Consider the following 17,842-nt stretch of genomic DNA (forward strand, 5'->3'; position numbering starts at 1 on the left):
GCCAGATCCAGCCGTAGGAGGTGCTGCCCATAAAATAATCAAGCAGGATCAGAGATGGACGGGCAAGCAGCACCGTCCGAGGATCTGGGAGCGAGGGATACAGCAGCACGTCGTATCCTTCGCGCTCCAGCAGTGAGCGGTATTGGTCATGGAGTGTCTGGTCGTGATCCAGCACGACAATCCGAGGACTCATAGGCAACCCCTTTCATGGGATGAACGGGTACAGCGTGAGGGTCGTGGGGTTTGATGTCGCGTGCGGAGCGATCGACGCTCGTGGAGCGTCCACGATCGCACCTGCAACTCCAGGGGCGTTTGGCTGCCGGATGGAGCAGTTGGGCCACTGCCGGGGCGCGTAGCTGGAGCCTCGTCAGGCGTTGCGGCACGTTGACGGTATGACATGGTTCGGTCATAACACGTCGTCCAGATCGGCAAGGGCTACTCTGTATTTCTGACCAGCTACTCACGGACGCGGTATCTTCCCAGATTAAAGCGCATCTGTCCCTGGATAGGGCCTGGCATATGCAGCGTATAGGTACAAAAATACCGCTACTGTGTGGTGCTCGGCCCACCCCCCAGTCGGTCGAGTGCCATCCAGTAGCGGATACGGCTATGATAGCAAGGAGTCGGCGGCGCAACAACCTGTCAAAACGTCCCACTCACATACCAGGACCGGTGGATCGGTTTGTGGGAGCACGGTACCTGCCGCGCTTGTAGGACCAGGCTATTTACGTCGGGATCGTCCCGTATGGCCTCACGTGCGCCTCCGCTCGATACGGCCTGTGTGGAATACGGTCGGATCGCGCAACGTGTGGTACGCTGTGGCGGTAAACGATCATCTGTAGAGGGAGGAAGCATGGCATTTACCATCGATCGTTACCTGAATGTGCGTCAGGCGTACTGGCCCAGCCTCGCCGCCGATGGTCGCAGGATTGCGTTTCTTGCCAACATCACCGATATGCCGCAGGTCTGGGGCGCGTCCCTGGAGTCGGAGGCGGCGCTTGTGGCGTGGCCGGAGCAGCTTACGTTCGGCACCGATCGCGTGATGGGCGTGTGGTGCTCGCCGGTCGCTGGCGATCGGCGGCTGATCTTCACCCGCGATGTGGGCGGCAACGAGAACGCGCAGATGTACCTGCTCGATCCCGGCACCGGCGAGGAGCGGTCGCTGACCGAGGGCTACGAGCAGGCGATGCATCTGTTTGGCGAGTGGTCGGCGGACGGCACGAGGATCATGTTTGCCGCCAATCGCCGCCACCCGACGTTCTTCGATCTCTATGTGCAGCCGCTCGACGGCCATGCGCAGATGGTCTGGCAGCACGATCAGCCGGGCGCGCTGGCCCGCCAGAGGTGCGCGCCCGACGGACGCCACGCGGTTGTGACGCGGACATCAAGCGGCGCGCGTCACGATCTTTTTGAGATCGATCTGGCGAGCGGCACCGCTCGCCGCATCACGCCGGGCGGCGAGGACGCGCGCTTCAACGATGTGTGCTACACCCCCGACGGACGCGCGCTCTACCTGACCACCGATCTCGGCTCCGATTTTCTGTACGTCGCGCGGCTCGACCTGGTTACGCTGAAGCTCACGCCGGTGCTCACGGTCGACTGGGACATCGAGGAGATCGACCTGTCGCCGGATGGCCGCGCTTTAGCCTATGTCGTCAACGAAGACGGCAACTGCACGCTCCACATGCTCGATCTCGAAAGCGGTAGTCGGCGTTCTGCGCCGCAGCTTGGATCGGCTCCTGGTGTTGTGGGCTACTACGACGAGCGGATCGCGTTCAGCGACGACGGGCGCTACCTTGCCTTCTCGTACACCAGCGCCACCCGCACCTCGGACGTGTATCTGTGGGATCTGGCAGACGACACGCTACGGCAGATCACGCGCTCGTCGCATGGCGGCCTGCCGCTCGACTCGTTCGCCGCGCCGGAGCTGATCCACTACCCAGCCTTCGACGAGCGACAGATTCCGGCCTGGTTCTATAAGCCGAGGCTCGCGCCGGAGACGCGGCTGCCAGTCGTGGTAGTGGTCCACGGCGGGCCGGAGTCGCAGTTCGTACCCTACTTCCACTTCCTGGTTCAGTACTTCTTGCACCACGGCTACGCCGTGCTCGCGCCCAACGTACGCGGCTCGACGGGCTACGGCAAGACGTACAGCCACCTGGACGACGTGCGCAGGCGCATGGATTCGGTCGCAGATCTGGCGCACGCCGCGCACTGGCTGCGTGCGCAGCCGGAGATCGACCCGCAGCGGATCGCGGTGTATGGCGGCAGCTATGGCGGCTTTATGGTGCTGGCCGCGCTCACGACCTACCCCGACCTCTGGGCGGCAGGCGTCGATCTGGTGGGGCCGAGCAACTTCGTGACGTTTCTGGAAAACACCAGCGGCTACCGCCGCGCCCATCGCGAGGCGGAGTACGGCAGCCTGGAGCACGATCGCGAGTTTCTGGAGAGCATCGCGCCGATCAACCATCTCGACCAGATCCGCGCGCCGCTGATGGTGCTGCACGGCGCGAACGATCCGCGCGTGCCGCTGAGCGAGGCCGAGCAGGTGGTCGCCCGGCTCAGGGAGCGTGATGTTCCGGTGGAGTTTCTGGTCTTCGACGACGAGGGTCACGGCATCGTCAAGCTGAAGAACAAGCTGGCGGCCTATCCGGCGATCGTGCGGTTTCTGGATCGGCATCTAAGAGCCGGACGCGCGTAGCAGGAGTGATCGTGCAAACGACGAGGCAGCGACGACTGAGCGCCGCTGCCTCGTGCTGATCTCCGGTCGTTTGCCCTAGACGGTGGGGCGCAACGCATACTCGCGGCGCGTCGCGAAGTGCGCGTAGCCCGCCCGACGAAACGCACTCGCCATCGGCAGATTCGCGACATCGGTATCGGCGCGAATGGTGGCGCTGTGCTCAGGGCTGGATGTAAGCGCGGAAAACGCCGCGATCTCGTCGACATTGATGGGGCGGATACGCATCATGATTCTCCTTGCGGTTCGTGACATGGTCCTGGTTGTCGAGAACAGTGAACGTCATCATGATGGATCACCCCCTTTCGCGGCGTGTGGCCCGATCGAACGGCCAGGCCAGGCAGTATAGCCCAAAACGAGCGGCTGTGCTACGCGCTCGTATTCGAGGGCAGCGGATGAAACGGGCTATGCTTGTACATCGCGTACCAGCGCTTGGCATCGGCCTCGGTGGAGATGCCCAACCACAACCTACACTGCCAGCCGCACCGCGATGCTCTCGGCGTAGGGCAAGAAGCCCAGCGCTGCCCCCACCGCCAGCGACGGGCTGTTGCTCATCAGCGTGCGGTACTGCGGGATCAATCCCTGCTCTAGCGCCACCCGCGAGAGCGCGCTCACGACGGCCCTGCCGTAGCCGTGGCCGCGATACCCAGGATGCGTGACCACCGCGATATGCGCGATCCGCTCGCCCCAGCGCTCGTACCCGGCGACCGAGGCAAGCAGAGCGCCAGCAAAGCACCCGGCGACCGGCTGCGCTCCCAGCTTGGTGCCGCCGTGCTCCCAGTCCAGCGCCGGGCACGACTGTCGCAGGAACTCGAAGGCTGCCCAATCGCTCGTCGTGAGCAGGCGCGCCTCCGGGCGTGAGACGGGCCGGAAGGTCATCGCATCGGCGTAGCCGACGAACGCCGGGCCGAGCACCCGCTCGATCGGCGCTTCGATGCAGGCGCGGATGGCGGGCAGATCGTCAAAGAGCGTGGTAGGTGCAGTGCCGAACAGCGCCCGATCATGCTCCAGACGGCCCGGCGGAACCGAGACGATCAGCGTCGCTCGCCGCCGAAACAGCCAGAGCCCACGATAATCGCCCAGGCCAACATGCGGCACCACCGTCGTCGCGGAGGTAGCGAAGATCGTCGGCGCACAGCCGAAAAACGACGCCCAGTAGTCATCGACGGCAGCGATCGTTGCGTCGGCAAGCTCAGGCATCTGTCACCTCATGGCCGCGAGTGTAGCAGAGGCGATGCTCGACGGCAAGCCAGCCCCGATCGCGGCAGCTCCGGCGCGAATGCTGGTATGATCCTTACCGATACGTGAGCGCGGCACGGCGTGCGGAAGAGCGCGGAGCACCGCAGCACATGGCATAGGAGCAGAGCATGAACGCCTTTTTGTCTACCAACGGTCATATAACCAGATGCGATCTCCCGGCTGTCGGCGGAAGCTACGCCGAAGTTGCTCAAAGCTTCGGCTTCGAGCCCTACGATACGAGCAGCACCCTCCAGCCAGGCTCGCACTGCGTCGTCTGCCGCCCGGCCAACCAGCAGGAGGTCTACCTGACGATCCACGGCATCGAGCGCAACATCTACGCGCTGGTGCTCTGGGATCATGGCGCGAGCACCACGCTGATCTTCGTGCCGACGCCCTTCGATCTGGTGACGACGGTCGAGTACCTCGCGCGCTACGAAAAAGCGCTGTACGAGCTTCAGCACTACGCGGCTCTACGTCAGAAGCAGTAGGCCATCGACCAGCACGCCGCGCTGCCCAGGAGATCCTGGCGGATCAGCGGGCGGGGCCACAAGTCGCGACTAGTGGCCCCGCCGTCCCTGGCGCGAGAAGCAGGACACGCTTTAGGGCTGTACCGGACAGCGGAAATCACGCGCGGGATCACGTGTCACCGTCACATCTCCGCGTTGCAGCGCCGCCATCACCGCCTCGTCAGACGTCAGCAGGTACGGCGTTCCGGTAAACGTCACGAGGTAGACCGCCCAGTCGCCGCCGCTAAAGCCCGGATCGCCCGGAGCGAATTGCGTAATGCCCAATTGCTCATCGACACCGTTGGTGACAACAAACAAAGGATCGCTGCCACCATGCGGCAGCGGCGCGGACACCGCAAACGTACGAACGATCGTCCCATCGTGATAGAGCATGCCAAAGCTGCGTGCGGCGGCGTCTGTGCTTTCCGGCGCGGCAACCAGCACCGACGCGATCAGCATGAGGGGGATCAGCAGGTGTCGTAGCATTCGACCGATCATAAACCTCAACCTCCTTCAACAGTCAATGAAGCGTTGTTGTTCATGATGACCGATAGTACTAACGTCCGCCTTTCCAAGATATAACCAATCTCTTACAGACCGACCGAGCGCAGAATTAAAGCGCCTGCTTGGAAGGAACCAACGAAAGAACAGGGGAACAGGCGCACAAGCGAGCAAGCGGTTCAAGCCGCTGTTCGTTTGTTGCCTGGTCCCCGTCGCAGCAATCCGGCTCGCGTGCAACCCCTAGCGCGCAGGCGTTTTCGCGCCAGGACGCAGCGTGGCATCGCCGTCTAGCTCGTGCTCATCCGCCACATACCCGGCGCGTAGCTCGACTGGATGCTGGCTTGTGCTCTTCTTGCGCAACTGCATATTGAGCAGCTCGACAAAGACCGAGAAGGCCATCGCGAAATAGATATAGCCCTTGGGAATCTCCTGGTGAAAGCCCTCTGCGATCAAATTGACCCCGATCAGCAGGAGAAACGCCAAGGCCAGCATTTTGACCGTCGGATGACGATTGACGAAGGCGCTGATCGCCCCCGCCGAGACGAGCATCACGCCCACCGCGATCACTACCGCCGCGACCATAATCGGGATTTGATTGACCATCCCCACGGCGGTAATGACCGAGTCGAGCGAAAAGACAATATCCAGCAGCAGAATCTGGACAATCACCGCCGTAAACGACGGCCCGACGCGGGCCTCTGAGTGGCCGGACTCGCCCTCCAGCTTCTCGTGGATCTCGTAGGTTGCCTTCCCTACCAGGAACAGCCCGCCGCCCAGGAGGATCAGATCCCGCCCGGAGACGCCGCGCCCAAAAATCGGAAACAGCTCCTCGGTCAGCCCCGCGATCCATGAGATCGATAGCAGCAGCAAGATGCGGGTGATCAGCGCCAGCGCCAGGCCCACCGTACGGGCGCGCGCCTGCTGCTCATGCGGCAGCTTTGCGGCCAGGATCGAGATGAAGATCACGTTGTCGACGCCTAAGACGATTTCGAGGGCTGTCAGCGTGAGCAGCCCGATCAAAGCATCGGCAGTGAATAGCTCTCCCATGTGTACGCTCCAGGCAATAGATGTATTAGCATACGCCTCTAGCAATCGATGTGCCAGATACCTGCTACGCTCGACCCTGAAGCGGCCCAAGATCAGCGCCGCGAGCCGAGATTGTTGCAAGCGCGCGATGTGCGCAAGGCCACGCGGCGTAGTATAATACAGCTACCGCAGCCTCCGCTCGTTGCCAACCTTCCCGCCAATCGCGGAGGCGCTAAGATGCTCCACGTTATGTATATAGTACTCGACTCGACCGTGTGGCTAGACGGTTGTCACCAAGGAGTACCACTCGTGCGTGAGCGGATAGCTGGTATAATGAGCGGCGTCCCCTCACAACAGAGTACCGTCGATCACCCCCCCTATTTCGTTCTGGATAGATCTATCCGACGACACCTATAGTAGCTGGCTGTGCCCACGATTGGCACTGCGGCTGAGAACCAGCCGCGATCCGCTCGATCGTTGCGACGATCTGCGTATCCGTCAAGCACCAGTGGCGTACGGCTCCAGGCGCAGGAAGAGGAAGGATATATCATGGCGATCCGGATGCTCGATCCACGGAATGTTTCGGTCTTACTGGTTGAGGATAATCCCGATAACCTGTTTGTCTTCAGCGATATTTTGCGTGGCGATGTCGGCGTGGGCTACTGTAACGCGCGCGCCTCTGGCCGCCAACTGCTGAAGTTTCTTGCCGATCATCCCGACAGCAAGCCCGACCTGATCTTGCTCGATCTGGCGCTGCCCCACGAAGACGGTTTCAAGGTCCTGCAACATCTGCACGAATTCTTCGACGCGACGAACCAGCCCTGTCCCCGGATCGTGGCGCTGACGGCCAACTGCCTGCCGGAGACGCTGGCCCGCGCGCGGCGGGAAGGCTTCGACGGCTTTATCGGCAAGCCGATTGAGCGCTCGCGCTTCGTGCGCCAGATCCATCAGATTTTGCGCGGCGAGCCGGTGTGGGAGCCTGCCTGACGGCACGCGCCCAGAATCAAGGGCTGACGGGCAGCCGATCAAGCTTGCTCCGTCAGCCCTTGTGCGTGCCCGTGAGACGCCGATCGAAGCGATCGATCGCCACCCTGCAAGCTGCCCGCGCTGGCTAAAACTCCTGCACAAAGCCCTGGTCGATCAGGTACTGGAGCACATCGCGCGCGTTTTGCTCCGGCGTGCAGCGCACCGTCTCCAGAACGATCTCCGGCTGGAGCGGCGGCTCGTACGGATCGTCGATGCCGGTAAACTCCTTGATCTCGCCGCGCCGCGCCTTGGCATACATGCCCTTGGTATCGCGCTCCTCGCAGACCTCAAGCGGCGTATCCACGAAGATCTCGACGAACTGATCGCTGCCGACCATCTGGCGCACGTCGTTGCGCGCGGCGCGGTAGGGGCTGACCGCCGCGCAGATCGCGATGCCGCCGTGACGGGCGATCTCAGCCGCCACAAAGCCGATCCGCCGCACGTTTGTGTCGCGGTCGTCGCGGTTAAAGCCCAGGCCCTTGCTGAGATGCGTGCGCACGACATCGCCGTCGAGCACCGTCACCTGTCGCCCGCGCTCAAGCAGCAGCACCGTCAGGATGTCGGCGGTCGTCGATTTGCCCGCCCCGCTGAGGCCGGTAAACCACAGGCACACGCCCTGACGATGACGCGGCGGGTGAACCTCAGACAGAATCGTGGCGACTTCGGGCCGCGTAAACCAGGCCGGCAGCGGCTTGCCGCGATTGAGGTACTCCTCGCGCACCTGCGTGCCGGAGATCGACGCGGTACGAGTATCGCTGGGGATATTCGTCACTTCCTCGTAGCGATCCTCGTCTGGCAGATAGACCAGCTCCTGCGACGGCAGCATCGTCACACCAAGCTCTGCGCTGTACTGCTGCACCACCACCTGCGCATCGTAGGGGCCGTAGAACGGCCTGCCCTGCGAGTCCTTGCCCGGGCTGGCGTGGTCGCGGCCAACGATCAGATAGCGCGCGCCGTAGTTGCGGCGAATCAGCGCGTGCCACACCGCCTCGCGCGGCCCGGCCATGCGCATCGCCAGCGGCGTCAGCGCCAGCACGATCCGCCCCTGATCGTAGTAGTTGCGGGCCAGCGCCTTATAGGTCCGCACCCGCGTGTAGTGATCGACATCGCCCGGCTTGGTCATGCCGACGACCGGATGCAGCAGCAGCGTGCCGTCGACCTGCTGCACGGCGCGCTTGGTCAGCTCCTCGTGGACGCGATGCAGCGGGTTGCGCGTCTGAAACGCCACCACATTGGTATGTCCATCGGCCTCCAGACGAGCGCGGACCTGCGCGGGCGTCTGGCGCAGATCTTGAAAATCGTAGCGCTGCGGCAGCGCCAGCACCTGGATACGGCCCGACACATGCAGCGGCCCCCAGCGATGCATCTCGGCTACCAGCGGATGCCGCACGTCGAGCGTGCCGAAGACTTTTTCGGCGGTTTCATCGCGATCCCAGGCATAGATCTCTTCGATCGTCATGACCGCCAGCAGATTTTGCTTCGAGTCGCGCAGCGCCACGTCCTGCCCGATGCGCAGATGATGATTCTCGTCGACCGGCAGCGTGATCGGGATCGGGAAGATCGCGCCGTTCGCCAGCCGCATGTTATCCAGCACCGATTGATAGTCGGCCTGGCCCATAAACCGATCCAGCGGCGAGAACGCGCCGGTTGCCAGCAACTCAAGGTCGCACGCTGATCGCTCCGAGATCTGGATCGACTCAAGCTGGTTGGCGTATGCTTTGATCTCCGCAAGCTGATCGGACGGAACAAGGAGATCGACGAGCGTTCCGCCGTAGGGCGAAATGAGGATCGAAGGACTTGCCAGTGTGGTCATCATTCATGTCCTTGGTGAGTAGTAAGCATGGCTTGGCCCCTCCTGGTGGCCTCGGCGCTGCCATGAACCCAATCGGCCCGTACGCGCCCACACGCATCGCGCCAGCCTGAAACACAGACAGCGCATTGCCGCCGCGTTGTTTCACAGCACGGCGATAGCAGGTCGCTGGTACAGCAGGCCTTACACGAACAAACATCATGGTTCATACAACAGATTGGTGTTCAAGAGCTGTGAGGTACACAGGAGTGCCGCACATCGTGGATTATCATACGCTCCCTCGGCGTACTATGCTATTGTAGATCATTCTGCGCCGGAGCGCTATACCATTTTTCAACGATTCTGTCACATGGTACGATGTGTAGATACCGCGCCATGCATGCTCCAGGAGGTACGCGGTTGCCTCAAGGGGCCTCCGGCAGAGGCGAAGCCTACCTTGCTGCCGCAGGCTCATATCCAGCATGTGGCGGCCCGACCGCTTAAGACATGTGATCTGCCTCGCATGGGAGTTGACCGATGACCTTGACGTTGCCACCCCTCACGCACCGCCCGGATCGGCTGCGCTCGCTCTTTCTCCTGCGGCCCGATGTCGTCTTTCTCAACCACGGCTCGTTCGGTGCCTGTCCCAGGCCGGTCTTTGAAACCTACCAGGCGTGGCAGTTGGAGCTGGAGCGCCAGCCGGTGGAGTTTATCGGGCGGCGCTTTACGCAGCTCATGCACGACGCGCGCACGGCCCTGGGCGCGTTCGTCGGCGCGGACGCACAGGATCTTGTGTTCGTGCCCAACGCCACCACGGGATTGAACGTCGTAGCGCGCTCGCTGCCGCTCGGCCCCGGCGACGAGATCCTCGCCACCGATCACGAGTACGGCGCGCTGGATCGCACCTGGCGCTTCGTGTGCCAGCAGCGCGGCGCGCGCTATATCCGGCAGCCCGTCCCGCTGCCCATAACCGCCGACGACGACGTGATCGAGACAATCTGGTCGGGAGTCACCGAGCGCACGCGGGTGCTCTTCATCAGCCATATCACATCGCCAACCGCGCTGATCTTTCCGATCGCGCCGCTGATCCGCCGGGCACGCGCCGCAGGCATCATCACGGTTGTAGATGGAGCGCACGCGCCGGGGCAGATCGACCTGAACCTGCGGACGCTTGACGCCGATTTCTACAGCGGCAACTGTCACAAGTGGATGATGGCACCTAAAGGCTCTGCGCTGCTCTACGCCCGCCGCGACATGCAGCATCTCCTGGAGCCGCTGGTTGTGAGCTGGGGCTGGCAGAGCGCCATGCCCGGCGAGTCGCGATTTATCGACGAGCAGGAGTACCAGGGCACGCGCGATCTGGCGGCCTATCTCTCGGTGCCCACCGCGATTACGTTTATGCGCGAGCATGACTGGAGCAGCGTGCGCGCCGGTTGCCATGAGCTGCTGCGCTATGCCCGCCAGCGTATCACCGCGCTGGGCCTTGAGCCATGCACGCCCGATGCGCCGGAGTGGTTCGCACAGATGGCCGCCTTCACCCTGCCGCCCTGCGACGGCCAGCGCCTCCAGCGCCGCCTCTACGACGAGTTCCGCGTCGAGGTGCCGGTTGCGGTCATGGACCAGCGGCAGTTCTTACGGGTTTCGGTCCAGGGCTACACCACCGCCAGCGACATCGATGCGCTGGTCGAGGCGCTTGCAGCTGTGCTGCCGGACGTAACCGCCTAGCCCAACATCAAGGAGCACGTTCGGGAAACATTGGTTCGGAGTTGCAAGCTCAGGCCCGCACCCCGGCTCCCTCCCCGCGCTCAGGCAGCCCTCCACCTTCGCTGGGCAGGCGAGGTGTTCGTCTCGCTGCGTTCCTTGTTCCCCTGGTTCTCGGCTCGCCCCATCGGTTGGTACATTTGTACCGGTAGGGATTTCCCCCATTGACGATCTTTTACTATTCAATTATATTTTAACCAAACCCCCACCAACCAAAGTATGAGAGCTGTAGGACACAACAGGTAATCGGTGTCCCGGCAGATAGAAGCGCGACAGCACAATTCTCTAGGATCGCGAATACCGTCGATCTCGCCTGTCGCTGCTTGGTCAAGGAGGTGATGTGCTCAACTGAATCGGGCTATCCGCCAGCTTGCATATCCCATCCATTGCCTTTGGTAGGCCATATATTCTGATCGTCGTGTGTGTATCACTATCGAAAGGAAGCGGACCCATGGTAAAGGCACTTCGGACCAACATTCGCAAACTGTTTCTGATCGTCGCGCTGATCGCGATCGCTGGCATCGGCAACTTCAACGCCTCGGCATCCGCCGAGTCCTTCCCGCTGATCAACGGCGGCAAGCCGCTGGGTGGCAATGGAGAGGTGGCGACTTCTTCGGGCGAGATCGCGATCTCCGCGCAGAAGATCTGGACCCGCGAAGAGATGTTGAGCGCGATCCCGTATCCGGCAGAGAAAGTCGGACGCGCGCCCCAGGCAGGCGATCCCGTTCAGTCGAGCACCGGCCCTGAGGTCAAGATGGCCGGCGGTCTGAGCAAAATTGATAAGACTGCCAAGAAAGGCAGCGATCCGCTGCCGTCGGGCGATGTCTCCGCGCAGTACTCGGCTGGCATTCTCGACCCGTCCTACTACTCACAGTTCCCGTTCCGCACGATCGGCAAGGTCTTCTTCACCAGCAACGGCGTGAACTACGTCTGCTCCGGCTCGATCATGGGCAACAACGCCATCTGGACGGCGGGGCACTGCGTCTACGATCCATCTGTCGGCTGGCACTCCAACTGGGTCTTCGTCCCGGCCTATGCGGACGGCAACGCCCCCTACGGCCAGTGGTATGCCCGTGAGCTGTGGGCGCTCAACGGCTGGATCTACAACCGCAGCTTCTCCTACGACATCGGCGCTGCCGTGCTGTGGCAGAACAACGGCACCTCGATCGGCCCCTGGCTGGGCTGGCTGGGCTGGATGGCGAACGGCCCGCGCGGCCTGTACATCACCGCGTTCGGCTACCCGGCAGCGTATCCGTTCAACGGTCAGCGCATGGCCTGGTGCCAGGACTACACGTGGCAGGATTTCAACTTCAATCCCGCGACGAACGGCATGGGCTGCAACATGACCGGCGGCGCCAGCGGTGGTCCATGGATCTACCTCTACACGTATAACTCCGCCGGCAACAACAACTATGTCAACGGCGTGAACAGCTACAAGTACAATAACGATCCGAACAGCATCTACTCGCCCTACTTCGGCGACGGTGCGATCAACCTGTACAACTCTGTGATCAACCGGTAATCTCCTCGCCCAAGAGTCGGCCACAGAAGCCCGCCGCTGCATAGTGGCGGGCTTCTTGCGTCTGGCTCGACGCTCCCGATCGGGCACGATCTGCTCCAGAAACGTCATGCATCTGCACAACGATGCGCATGCCCAGGAAAATGTTATTTGGGCAAGTGCCTAATGTGCCAGGCCGCTGCCTTCAGTAACATGTGAGCAACGTACGTCATCACGGCGCGTGCGAGTAGCGCGAGATTCGACCGATCGAGGAAGCAGGCGATCTGGACAGCACTGAGGTTATGGTCCGGTACCGAGTGCCAGACCAATACCAACACCGTGCAGGTCGCCAGTGCCGTGCCGAGACGTGTCTTGAACCACTCAGGTCGCTGCAAGCCAGGGCTGGACGAGACATGCGAGGAGAGGATACCCTATGCGAGATCATATCGAACGCTACTGGCGCGAGCTGGCGGATGTCACGCGCAATATGTCATACGGGCTCTTGGAGCAGGCGGCGGAAGTGCTGATCGATTGCCAGCGACGCGGCGGCACGATCTTCGTCCTGGGCAACGGCGGCAGCGCCGCGACCGCCTCTCACTTCGCCTGCGATCTGGCGAAGGGCACCCGCACCAACGGACAGCCGACCTTTCGCGCCGTCGCGCTCAACGATAATATTCCGCTGCTGACCGCCTGGGCCAACGATACGAGCTACGAGCGGGTCTTCGCCGAGCAGCTGGTCGCGCTGATTCGTCCCGACGACGTGGTGCTGGCGATCAGCGCCAGCGGCAACTCGCCCAATGTGCTGGCCGCAGCCAGAGCTGCGCGCGTCGTCGGCGTGCCGACCGTGGCGCTGACGGGCAGGTCTGGCGGGCAGCTTCGTTCGCTGGCGGACCTCACGATCCGCGTGCCCTCCGACTCGATCGAGCAGGTCGAGGATGCGCATCTGGTGATCGCCCACAGCCTGTGCGTTGCTATGCGTGAGCATCTGCGCGAGGCCGCGCTGCCGCTCGCCCGTGTCCAGCAGGTAGCCTCGCTTGAAGTCGGAGGCTAGACGACGCTGGACCAAGGAAACAAAGGGCCGTCAGCCGGTCGTGTGGCGGTGCCCCCATCACCTCGCTTCTTCCCTTCGCCTCACAGAGAACAAAGCACAAGCGAACAAGAGGAGCGCCGTGCCTATTCCTCGCCGCCCCCTGATCGTCGATCCCGCCCCCTGACCGTGGACTTGAACCATAGAGCCAGGGTTTGGCAGACTCCCCAAAAAAAGATCCCCGATTCTGCATTAAGCACTATACGACGAAGACGACAAACAGGCGGATCGTCTGGTTGATTTCTTACCGAGCGTAGCATATACTGAACAGCAAGTGCCCCATCACTCCCCTCACTCCCTCGCCCGATGCGGCTACCGCTTCACCACCATGATGTCACCAGCGCTCACGCGATCAGGAACAGACTGATGCTACAGACGGAACGGGATCTTGATGTGCTTGAACAGCAATGCCGAGCTGCGGTCGGCATGCTGCGGGCACGATACGGCTGGCAACTGCTCGACGAGGCGGAGTTTGTGCGGCGGACGGTCGCGTTCGTCGCCGCCGACGGCACCAGCGATCCTCGGCGTGCCGCGACGCATATCTACTGCAAAGCGCTCTACGCGGCGTGCTCCGGCGCGGAAGGAGCCGAGCGGCAGAACCAGGGCTATACCGAGCTGTTCCACTACCTGTACGACAGCGCGCGGCGATACACCAACGACTGTGCCGAGGTCGCGCAGCTTGCGATCGAGCGCGTCTTTCTGGCGTTCCCGCGCTGCCACGAGCCCGGCACGTTCCTGGCCTTTGCCTACCAACAACTGCGCGACGCCGCGCGCTCGATCCAGCGCCAGGAGCAGCAGCGCCCGCAATCGCTGGAAGCGCCCGTCGGCAACGGCTACGAGCCGCTGGGCGCGTATCTGCCCGATCAGCGGCAGCCGGAGCTGAGCGCCGCGCTGATTGTCGAAGAGCTGCGCGACCGCTTCAGGCAGGTGGTGGGGACGTTTCTGCAAGCGCATCCTCGCGCCAGTCAGCAGATCGCCGCGCTCCAGCTCAAGTACCTCGACGGCCTGGACGACCAGACGATCAGCCAGCATCTGGGCGTGCCGGTCAACAGCGTGTATGTGCTGCGCTCGCGAGCGATCAAACGGCTCCAGGCCGACCACGGCTGGCGGGCGCTGGCCGTGGAGCTTGGCATCTTGCCGGACGATAGCTAGCGGTCGAGCCGATCGACACATCCGCGCTATAATCTCAAAAAAGTGTAAGATCGGCAGCGATCGTCTGCCTTTATCCTGCAACAAGGAAGTGACGCGATGAGCAACCGCGACATCAACGCTCACGGCGCGGGGAGACACCAATCGACGTGCGATCATGTACGCGAGCGACTCCCGGCCTACGTGACAGCCGAAGCGCTCGGACAACAGCCCCAGAGGGCCTATCCCGATGTCGCGGCGCATGTAGGCGGCTGTGAAACCTGTCGCGCAGAGCTTGACGAGCTACGGGAGGTGATCCTTGCGACCTACACTGGCGGACTGGAGCCCGCGCCCGCGTATCCGCAGCCCGATCTTTCCTTCCTCCCATCGCGCGCTGTCCAGGCCGCACGCACGCCGCCCTGGCGCTTCGACGAGCTTGGACGGCTGATCATCGGCTTCTCCCAGGCGCTGCTCGACTCGCTGCGTCCGCCATCGCTGGTCGGCGCTGCGCGCGGGCAACTGCTGTACTCGTATGCGCTTGAGCCACGACCGCTGCCGGATCTGGCGGTGAGCGTCGATGTGCTGGCGGACGACGCGGCGCTTGGCTTCGGATTCGTACGGGTCAACGTCGAAGCGCTGGATCGCGGGCCGCTCGATCAGGCGCCCAGCTTTGTCGTCCTGCGGGCGGGCGGTGCGATCTGGCAGGGACTTACCGACGAGGCCGGCTACGTCGCCTTCGAGGCGGTGCCGCTGACCGCGCTGCCGGATCTGACGATCGAGATCACGCCCGACGCCGACGCATGATCGCGTGACGGCGCGGGCCTGCGGAGAGGACGGCGGCCACGGATCAGTAGGGACGACCGATCAGCATAAAGGGTGCCCAGTACATCGGATCGGCGAAGAGCTGCGCGTCGGGCTGCTCGGCAAGCAGCAGCAACACCTGATCCAGCGTCACGTCGTCGGCGGTCGGCTCGGCACGCCAGCGCTCCACAATCGCCGCCGCAGCGCGTCCGGTAAGCTCGCGCACAAAGACCTGGGCATCGCGCAGCGCAGCCGCGACCGGACGACCATGTCGCACGTCGGTGTAGAAGCGCTCCATCACAAAGCGTGTCACCAGATCTTCGGCCTCCCAGAGCGTACACACCACCGACGGCACGCCGGCGTAGAGAAACGCGCGCTGCAAGCCGAGCAGCTCGTCGCCGGAGACGACCTGGCTCAGGCCGCTGGTACACGCGCTCAGCGTCACCAGGTCGGCGCCCAGCTCCAGCTCGCCGATGATCGTTCGAGCGTCGAGCGCATCGTCGGGGCCAAGCCGCAGCTCAGAGGCAAGCGGATCGCGCGGCTTGAAGACGGCATGACCGGCGAAGTGCAGCCAGCGGATCTGCGGTCCCAGCGTGAGCAGCGCGCGGCTCTTGGGCAGCGGCCCGGCCCACGCCTCGCCGCCCATCAGATGCGCCACCATGCGCGCCTCGGCCTCGGCATGGCGGAGCTCGGCATCGCCTGTGTCGTTGTAGCCCAGCGCGATCAGGTGCTCGGCCCGGCTGCGACGCCGCGAAAGACAATTGCGCAGCAGCACGGTCGCGCTGGGCGCGCGCGCGAGCATCGGGCCGCCCTCGTCCAGCAGGTAGCTGCCCGAAGCTGAGCGCAGCGCCTGGAATGGAACATAGTGCAGCGGGCCATGCGGGATCAGATAGAGCAGATCGCGGCCCTGCATCAGCGGCGCGACCGGCTCGATCAGCCGCTCATAGAGCAGCGGCAGCATGCGGCCACGCAGCAGGCGACGGCCCGGCCCCGGATCGTTGGGCAGCGGACGCAGCGTATTCGGATCGAGCGCCGCAAACTGCACGTCGAGCCGGTCGTGAGCGATTGCAAAGATGATCACCTGTGGCGGTAGCGTGAGATGCTCGCGGAGATGGACGTTTGCGGCAGGCAGCTTGTTCAGCAGATGCTCGCCGCGCGGGATCACGCCAGTCGTGAAGTATTCGATCAGCAGCGCGCTGGCGGGCAGGTGCCGCTGGATCTCGGCCAGCGTCACGATCGGCTGATCGACGGCGTCGTACAGCTCCGGCGATTTCCGCGTCAGCGTGTCGAGAAACGCGCGCGAGCGGGCGCGCTCGACATACGCAAACGCCTCGGCGCGGCGGTCGCAGGCCAGACAAAGGAGGACCATCGCCTCGTAGACCTGCTGCGTGGTGCCCAGGATACCGATCTTGACCGTCTCGTCCTCGGTATCGCCGCGCAGTTGTTCGATCACCTCGATCGCGTCGCGGTAGGCATCGAGCGCCGCTTCGGGATCGCCCTGACGGGAGTACACGTTGCCGCGCCGGTAGTGGATCAGGCTCAGCGTGTGCCAGTTGCGCAGCAGCGTGGCCCAACTGCTGGCCTGCTGGTAGGCAGCCAGCGCCTCGGCCCAGCGTCCCTGGGTCTGATAGAGCAGACCAAGGTAGACGCAGGTATCCATGAGGATACGCGGATCGCCGTGCTCTGCCGTCTCTGCCAGCGTCAGCGCGCGCAGATAGGCGGCCTCGCTCTGCTGCTCATCGCCCAGCAGGTGGTACAAAAACCCCTGCATCCAGTACGACATCCGCAGCCGGGGCGGCATGTCCAGCGCCGCGTACAGCGCGATGGCCTCCTGCACATACTCCTGGGCCATCTGCCAGCGGCCAAGGTACATGGCGTTGTTGCCGATCTCGTAGAGCGCGTGGGCCTCGCGATAGGGATTGCCCAGCTCACGAAAAAGGCTGAGGCTCTGGCTGCTCAGATCCAAGGCCTGGTCGTGCTGTTCGAGATCGTTGTAGATCATGCCCATGTTCAGCAGCGTGTAGCCCTGGTGGAACAGATCGCCGTTCTCACGCGCCAGCAGGTGCGCCTGCCGATACAGCGCCAGAGCGCGATCGTAGCGGCTTTGGAACCAGTGGGTATGGCCGAGGGCATGGAGCACGCGCACCCGCAGTGCGGGATCAAGCTCCGGCTGGAGGGCCAGATCGAGCAAGATCGGCTCGCCGCGATCGTAGTCCTGAGTACGAATCGCCGCATAGGCGTCGTAAAAGTCCAGCCAGCGCAGCGTTCGCGGCTCCTGCGGCGTCACGGCGCGGACGGCGGCAACATACGTCGTGATCGTCCGCCAGTCCATGCGCTCGATCAGCAGGTCGCGGAGCGCGCCCAGGTGGTACAGGCAGCACTCCTCGTCGAGCGCGCGGCGATCCGAAGGCGGCTGCTCCATGCGGCCCAAAAAGAAATGAAAGGCCCGCGTATGAAGTGACAGCTCGGCCAGCGGCGACGTAGCACGCAGACGGGCAAGTGTGCGCACCCGCGCCGCCTCGCAGAGGCAGTAGGCTCCAGCGGGCCGCGTGGCGGGCACCACCGTATCGCTCACCAGCAGCGCAGACAGGTCAGCGGGGCTTGGCTGAGCCAGCGCGTGGAGCAGAGGAGGATCGAACCAGCGCAGCAGCGCGCACCATACAGGCAGCAGCAGATCGGAGGGGATCTGGTCGTCGATCACAGCGAGCACCTTTCTCGTCCATGCGGCTACAAGCTCCAAATCCGG

Annotated in this window: 15 protein-coding genes; 8 read left to right on the forward strand and 7 right to left on the reverse strand. The window is 63.4% G+C overall.

Going from position 1 to position 17,842, the window contains the following annotated elements:
- Positions 1-193: hypothetical protein (locus tag VFZ66_03905; GenBank protein HEX6288306.1), on the reverse strand; the 193-nt coding region annotated here is incomplete at its 3' end.
- A 660-nt stretch (positions 194-853) separates the two neighbouring features.
- On the opposite strand from VFZ66_03905, the gene VFZ66_03910 reads away from it, so the two are divergent.
- A complete protein-coding gene (locus VFZ66_03910; protein HEX6288307.1) occupies positions 854-2,698 on the forward strand; it encodes a S9 family peptidase in 1,845 nt (614 codons plus the stop codon).
- 75 nt (positions 2,699-2,773) lie between these two features.
- On the opposite strand, the gene VFZ66_03915 is transcribed toward VFZ66_03910, so the two are convergent.
- Together VFZ66_03915 and VFZ66_03920 are read right to left on the reverse strand one after the other, a co-directional pair.
- Entirely contained in the window at positions 2,774-2,965 is a 192-nt protein-coding gene (locus tag VFZ66_03915; protein HEX6288308.1) for a hypothetical protein, read from the reverse strand.
- 237 nt (positions 2,966-3,202) lie between these two features.
- Positions 3,203-3,934 (reverse strand): GNAT family N-acetyltransferase, encoded by a 732-nt coding sequence (locus tag VFZ66_03920; protein HEX6288309.1) that lies wholly within the window; start codon positions 3,932-3,934, stop codon positions 3,203-3,205.
- Positions 3,935-4,101: 167 nt separating this feature from the next.
- Here VFZ66_03920 and VFZ66_03925 point away from each other — a divergent pair, with 167 nt between their 5' ends.
- On the forward strand, positions 4,102-4,461 hold the full coding sequence (locus VFZ66_03925) for a hypothetical protein (protein HEX6288310.1): 360 nt from the start codon (positions 4,102-4,104) through the stop codon (positions 4,459-4,461).
- A gap of 111 nt (positions 4,462-4,572) precedes the next feature.
- Here VFZ66_03925 and VFZ66_03930 read toward each other — a convergent pair whose 3' ends face one another.
- Both VFZ66_03930 and VFZ66_03935 read right to left on the reverse strand, forming a co-directional pair.
- Complete coding sequence (locus VFZ66_03930; GenBank protein HEX6288311.1) at positions 4,573-4,977, reverse strand: hypothetical protein; 405 nt, start codon at positions 4,975-4,977, stop codon at positions 4,573-4,575.
- Positions 4,978-5,220: 243 nt separating this feature from the next.
- Positions 5,221-6,027, reverse strand: a complete 807-nt coding sequence (locus VFZ66_03935) for a TerC family protein (GenBank protein ID HEX6288312.1) — start codon at positions 6,025-6,027, stop codon at positions 5,221-5,223.
- Between the two features lie 528 nt (positions 6,028-6,555).
- Between VFZ66_03935 and VFZ66_03940 the strand changes: the two genes are divergently transcribed.
- Complete coding sequence (locus VFZ66_03940; GenBank protein ID HEX6288313.1) at positions 6,556-6,993, forward strand: response regulator; 438 nt, start codon at positions 6,556-6,558, stop codon at positions 6,991-6,993.
- Between the two features lie 124 nt (positions 6,994-7,117).
- Here the strand turns inward: VFZ66_03940 and VFZ66_03945 are convergent, their stop codons facing one another.
- Positions 7,118-8,848, reverse strand: coding sequence for a bifunctional sulfate adenylyltransferase/adenylylsulfate kinase (locus tag VFZ66_03945; GenBank protein HEX6288314.1), 1,731 nt, complete (start codon positions 8,846-8,848; stop codon positions 7,118-7,120).
- Positions 8,849-9,358: 510 nt separating this feature from the next.
- Here VFZ66_03945 and VFZ66_03950 point away from each other — a divergent pair.
- The 5 genes from VFZ66_03950 (at position 9,359) to VFZ66_03970 (ending at position 15,099) form a co-directional block, all read left to right on the forward strand.
- Positions 9,359-10,546: an aminotransferase class V-fold PLP-dependent enzyme gene (locus VFZ66_03950; GenBank protein ID HEX6288315.1), complete on the forward strand. Its 1,188-nt coding sequence runs from the start codon at positions 9,359-9,361 to the stop codon at positions 10,544-10,546.
- Between the two features lie 487 nt (positions 10,547-11,033).
- Positions 11,034-12,104 (forward strand): trypsin-like serine protease, encoded by a 1,071-nt coding sequence (locus VFZ66_03955; GenBank protein ID HEX6288316.1) that lies wholly within the window; start codon positions 11,034-11,036, stop codon positions 12,102-12,104.
- A gap of 409 nt (positions 12,105-12,513) precedes the next feature.
- On the forward strand, positions 12,514-13,131 hold the full coding sequence (locus tag VFZ66_03960; protein ID HEX6288317.1) for an SIS domain-containing protein: 618 nt from the start codon (positions 12,514-12,516) through the stop codon (positions 13,129-13,131).
- Positions 13,132-13,533: 402 nt separating this feature from the next.
- Positions 13,534-14,319, forward strand: a complete 786-nt coding sequence (locus tag VFZ66_03965) for an RNA polymerase sigma factor (protein HEX6288318.1) — start codon at positions 13,534-13,536, stop codon at positions 14,317-14,319.
- A gap of 96 nt (positions 14,320-14,415) precedes the next feature.
- The gene (locus VFZ66_03970) at positions 14,416-15,099 is read left to right on the forward strand and encodes a hypothetical protein (GenBank protein ID HEX6288319.1); all 684 of its coding nucleotides are present in this window, start codon (positions 14,416-14,418) and stop codon (positions 15,097-15,099) included.
- Positions 15,100-15,142: 43 nt separating this feature from the next.
- Here the strand turns inward: VFZ66_03970 and VFZ66_03975 are convergent, their stop codons facing one another.
- Positions 15,143-17,797 carry a CHAT domain-containing tetratricopeptide repeat protein gene (locus VFZ66_03975; protein HEX6288320.1) on the reverse strand — a complete coding sequence of 885 codons (2,655 nt, stop codon included), beginning with the start codon at positions 17,795-17,797 and terminating at the stop codon, positions 15,143-15,145.
- Between the last annotated feature and the right edge of the window lie 45 nt (positions 17,798-17,842).

This window comes from Herpetosiphonaceae bacterium (assembly GCA_036374795.1).
Classification (GTDB): domain Bacteria; phylum Chloroflexota; class Chloroflexia; order Chloroflexales; family Kallotenuaceae; genus LB3-1.

Excerpts from the sequence above, each read along its gene's own strand:
- VFZ66_03925 (HEX6288310.1), top strand. The coding sequence starts at position 4,102 with ATGAACGCCTTTTTGTCTACCAACGGTCATATAACCAGATGCGATCTC.
- VFZ66_03960 (HEX6288317.1), top strand. The coding sequence starts at position 12,514 with ATGCGAGATCATATCGAACGCTACTGGCGCGAGCTGGCGGATGTCACG.
- VFZ66_03935 (HEX6288312.1), bottom strand. The coding sequence starts at position 6,027 with ATGGGAGAGCTATTCACTGCCGATGCTTTGATCGGGCTGCTCACGCTG.
- VFZ66_03965 (HEX6288318.1), top strand. The coding sequence starts at position 13,534 with ATGCTACAGACGGAACGGGATCTTGATGTGCTTGAACAGCAATGCCGA.
- VFZ66_03915 (HEX6288308.1), bottom strand. The coding sequence starts at position 2,965 with ATGATGCGTATCCGCCCCATCAATGTCGACGAGATCGCGGCGTTTTCC.
- VFZ66_03930 (HEX6288311.1), bottom strand. The coding sequence starts at position 4,977 with ATGATCGGTCGAATGCTACGACACCTGCTGATCCCCCTCATGCTGATC.
- VFZ66_03910 (HEX6288307.1), top strand. The coding sequence starts at position 854 with ATGGCATTTACCATCGATCGTTACCTGAATGTGCGTCAGGCGTACTGG.
- VFZ66_03940 (HEX6288313.1), top strand. The coding sequence starts at position 6,556 with ATGGCGATCCGGATGCTCGATCCACGGAATGTTTCGGTCTTACTGGTT.
- VFZ66_03920 (HEX6288309.1), bottom strand. The coding sequence starts at position 3,934 with ATGCCTGAGCTTGCCGACGCAACGATCGCTGCCGTCGATGACTACTGG.
- VFZ66_03970 (HEX6288319.1), top strand. The coding sequence starts at position 14,416 with ATGAGCAACCGCGACATCAACGCTCACGGCGCGGGGAGACACCAATCG.
- VFZ66_03950 (HEX6288315.1), top strand. The coding sequence starts at position 9,359 with ATGACCTTGACGTTGCCACCCCTCACGCACCGCCCGGATCGGCTGCGC.
- VFZ66_03945 (HEX6288314.1), bottom strand. The coding sequence starts at position 8,848 with ATGATGACCACACTGGCAAGTCCTTCGATCCTCATTTCGCCCTACGGC.
- VFZ66_03955 (HEX6288316.1), top strand. The coding sequence starts at position 11,034 with ATGGTAAAGGCACTTCGGACCAACATTCGCAAACTGTTTCTGATCGTC.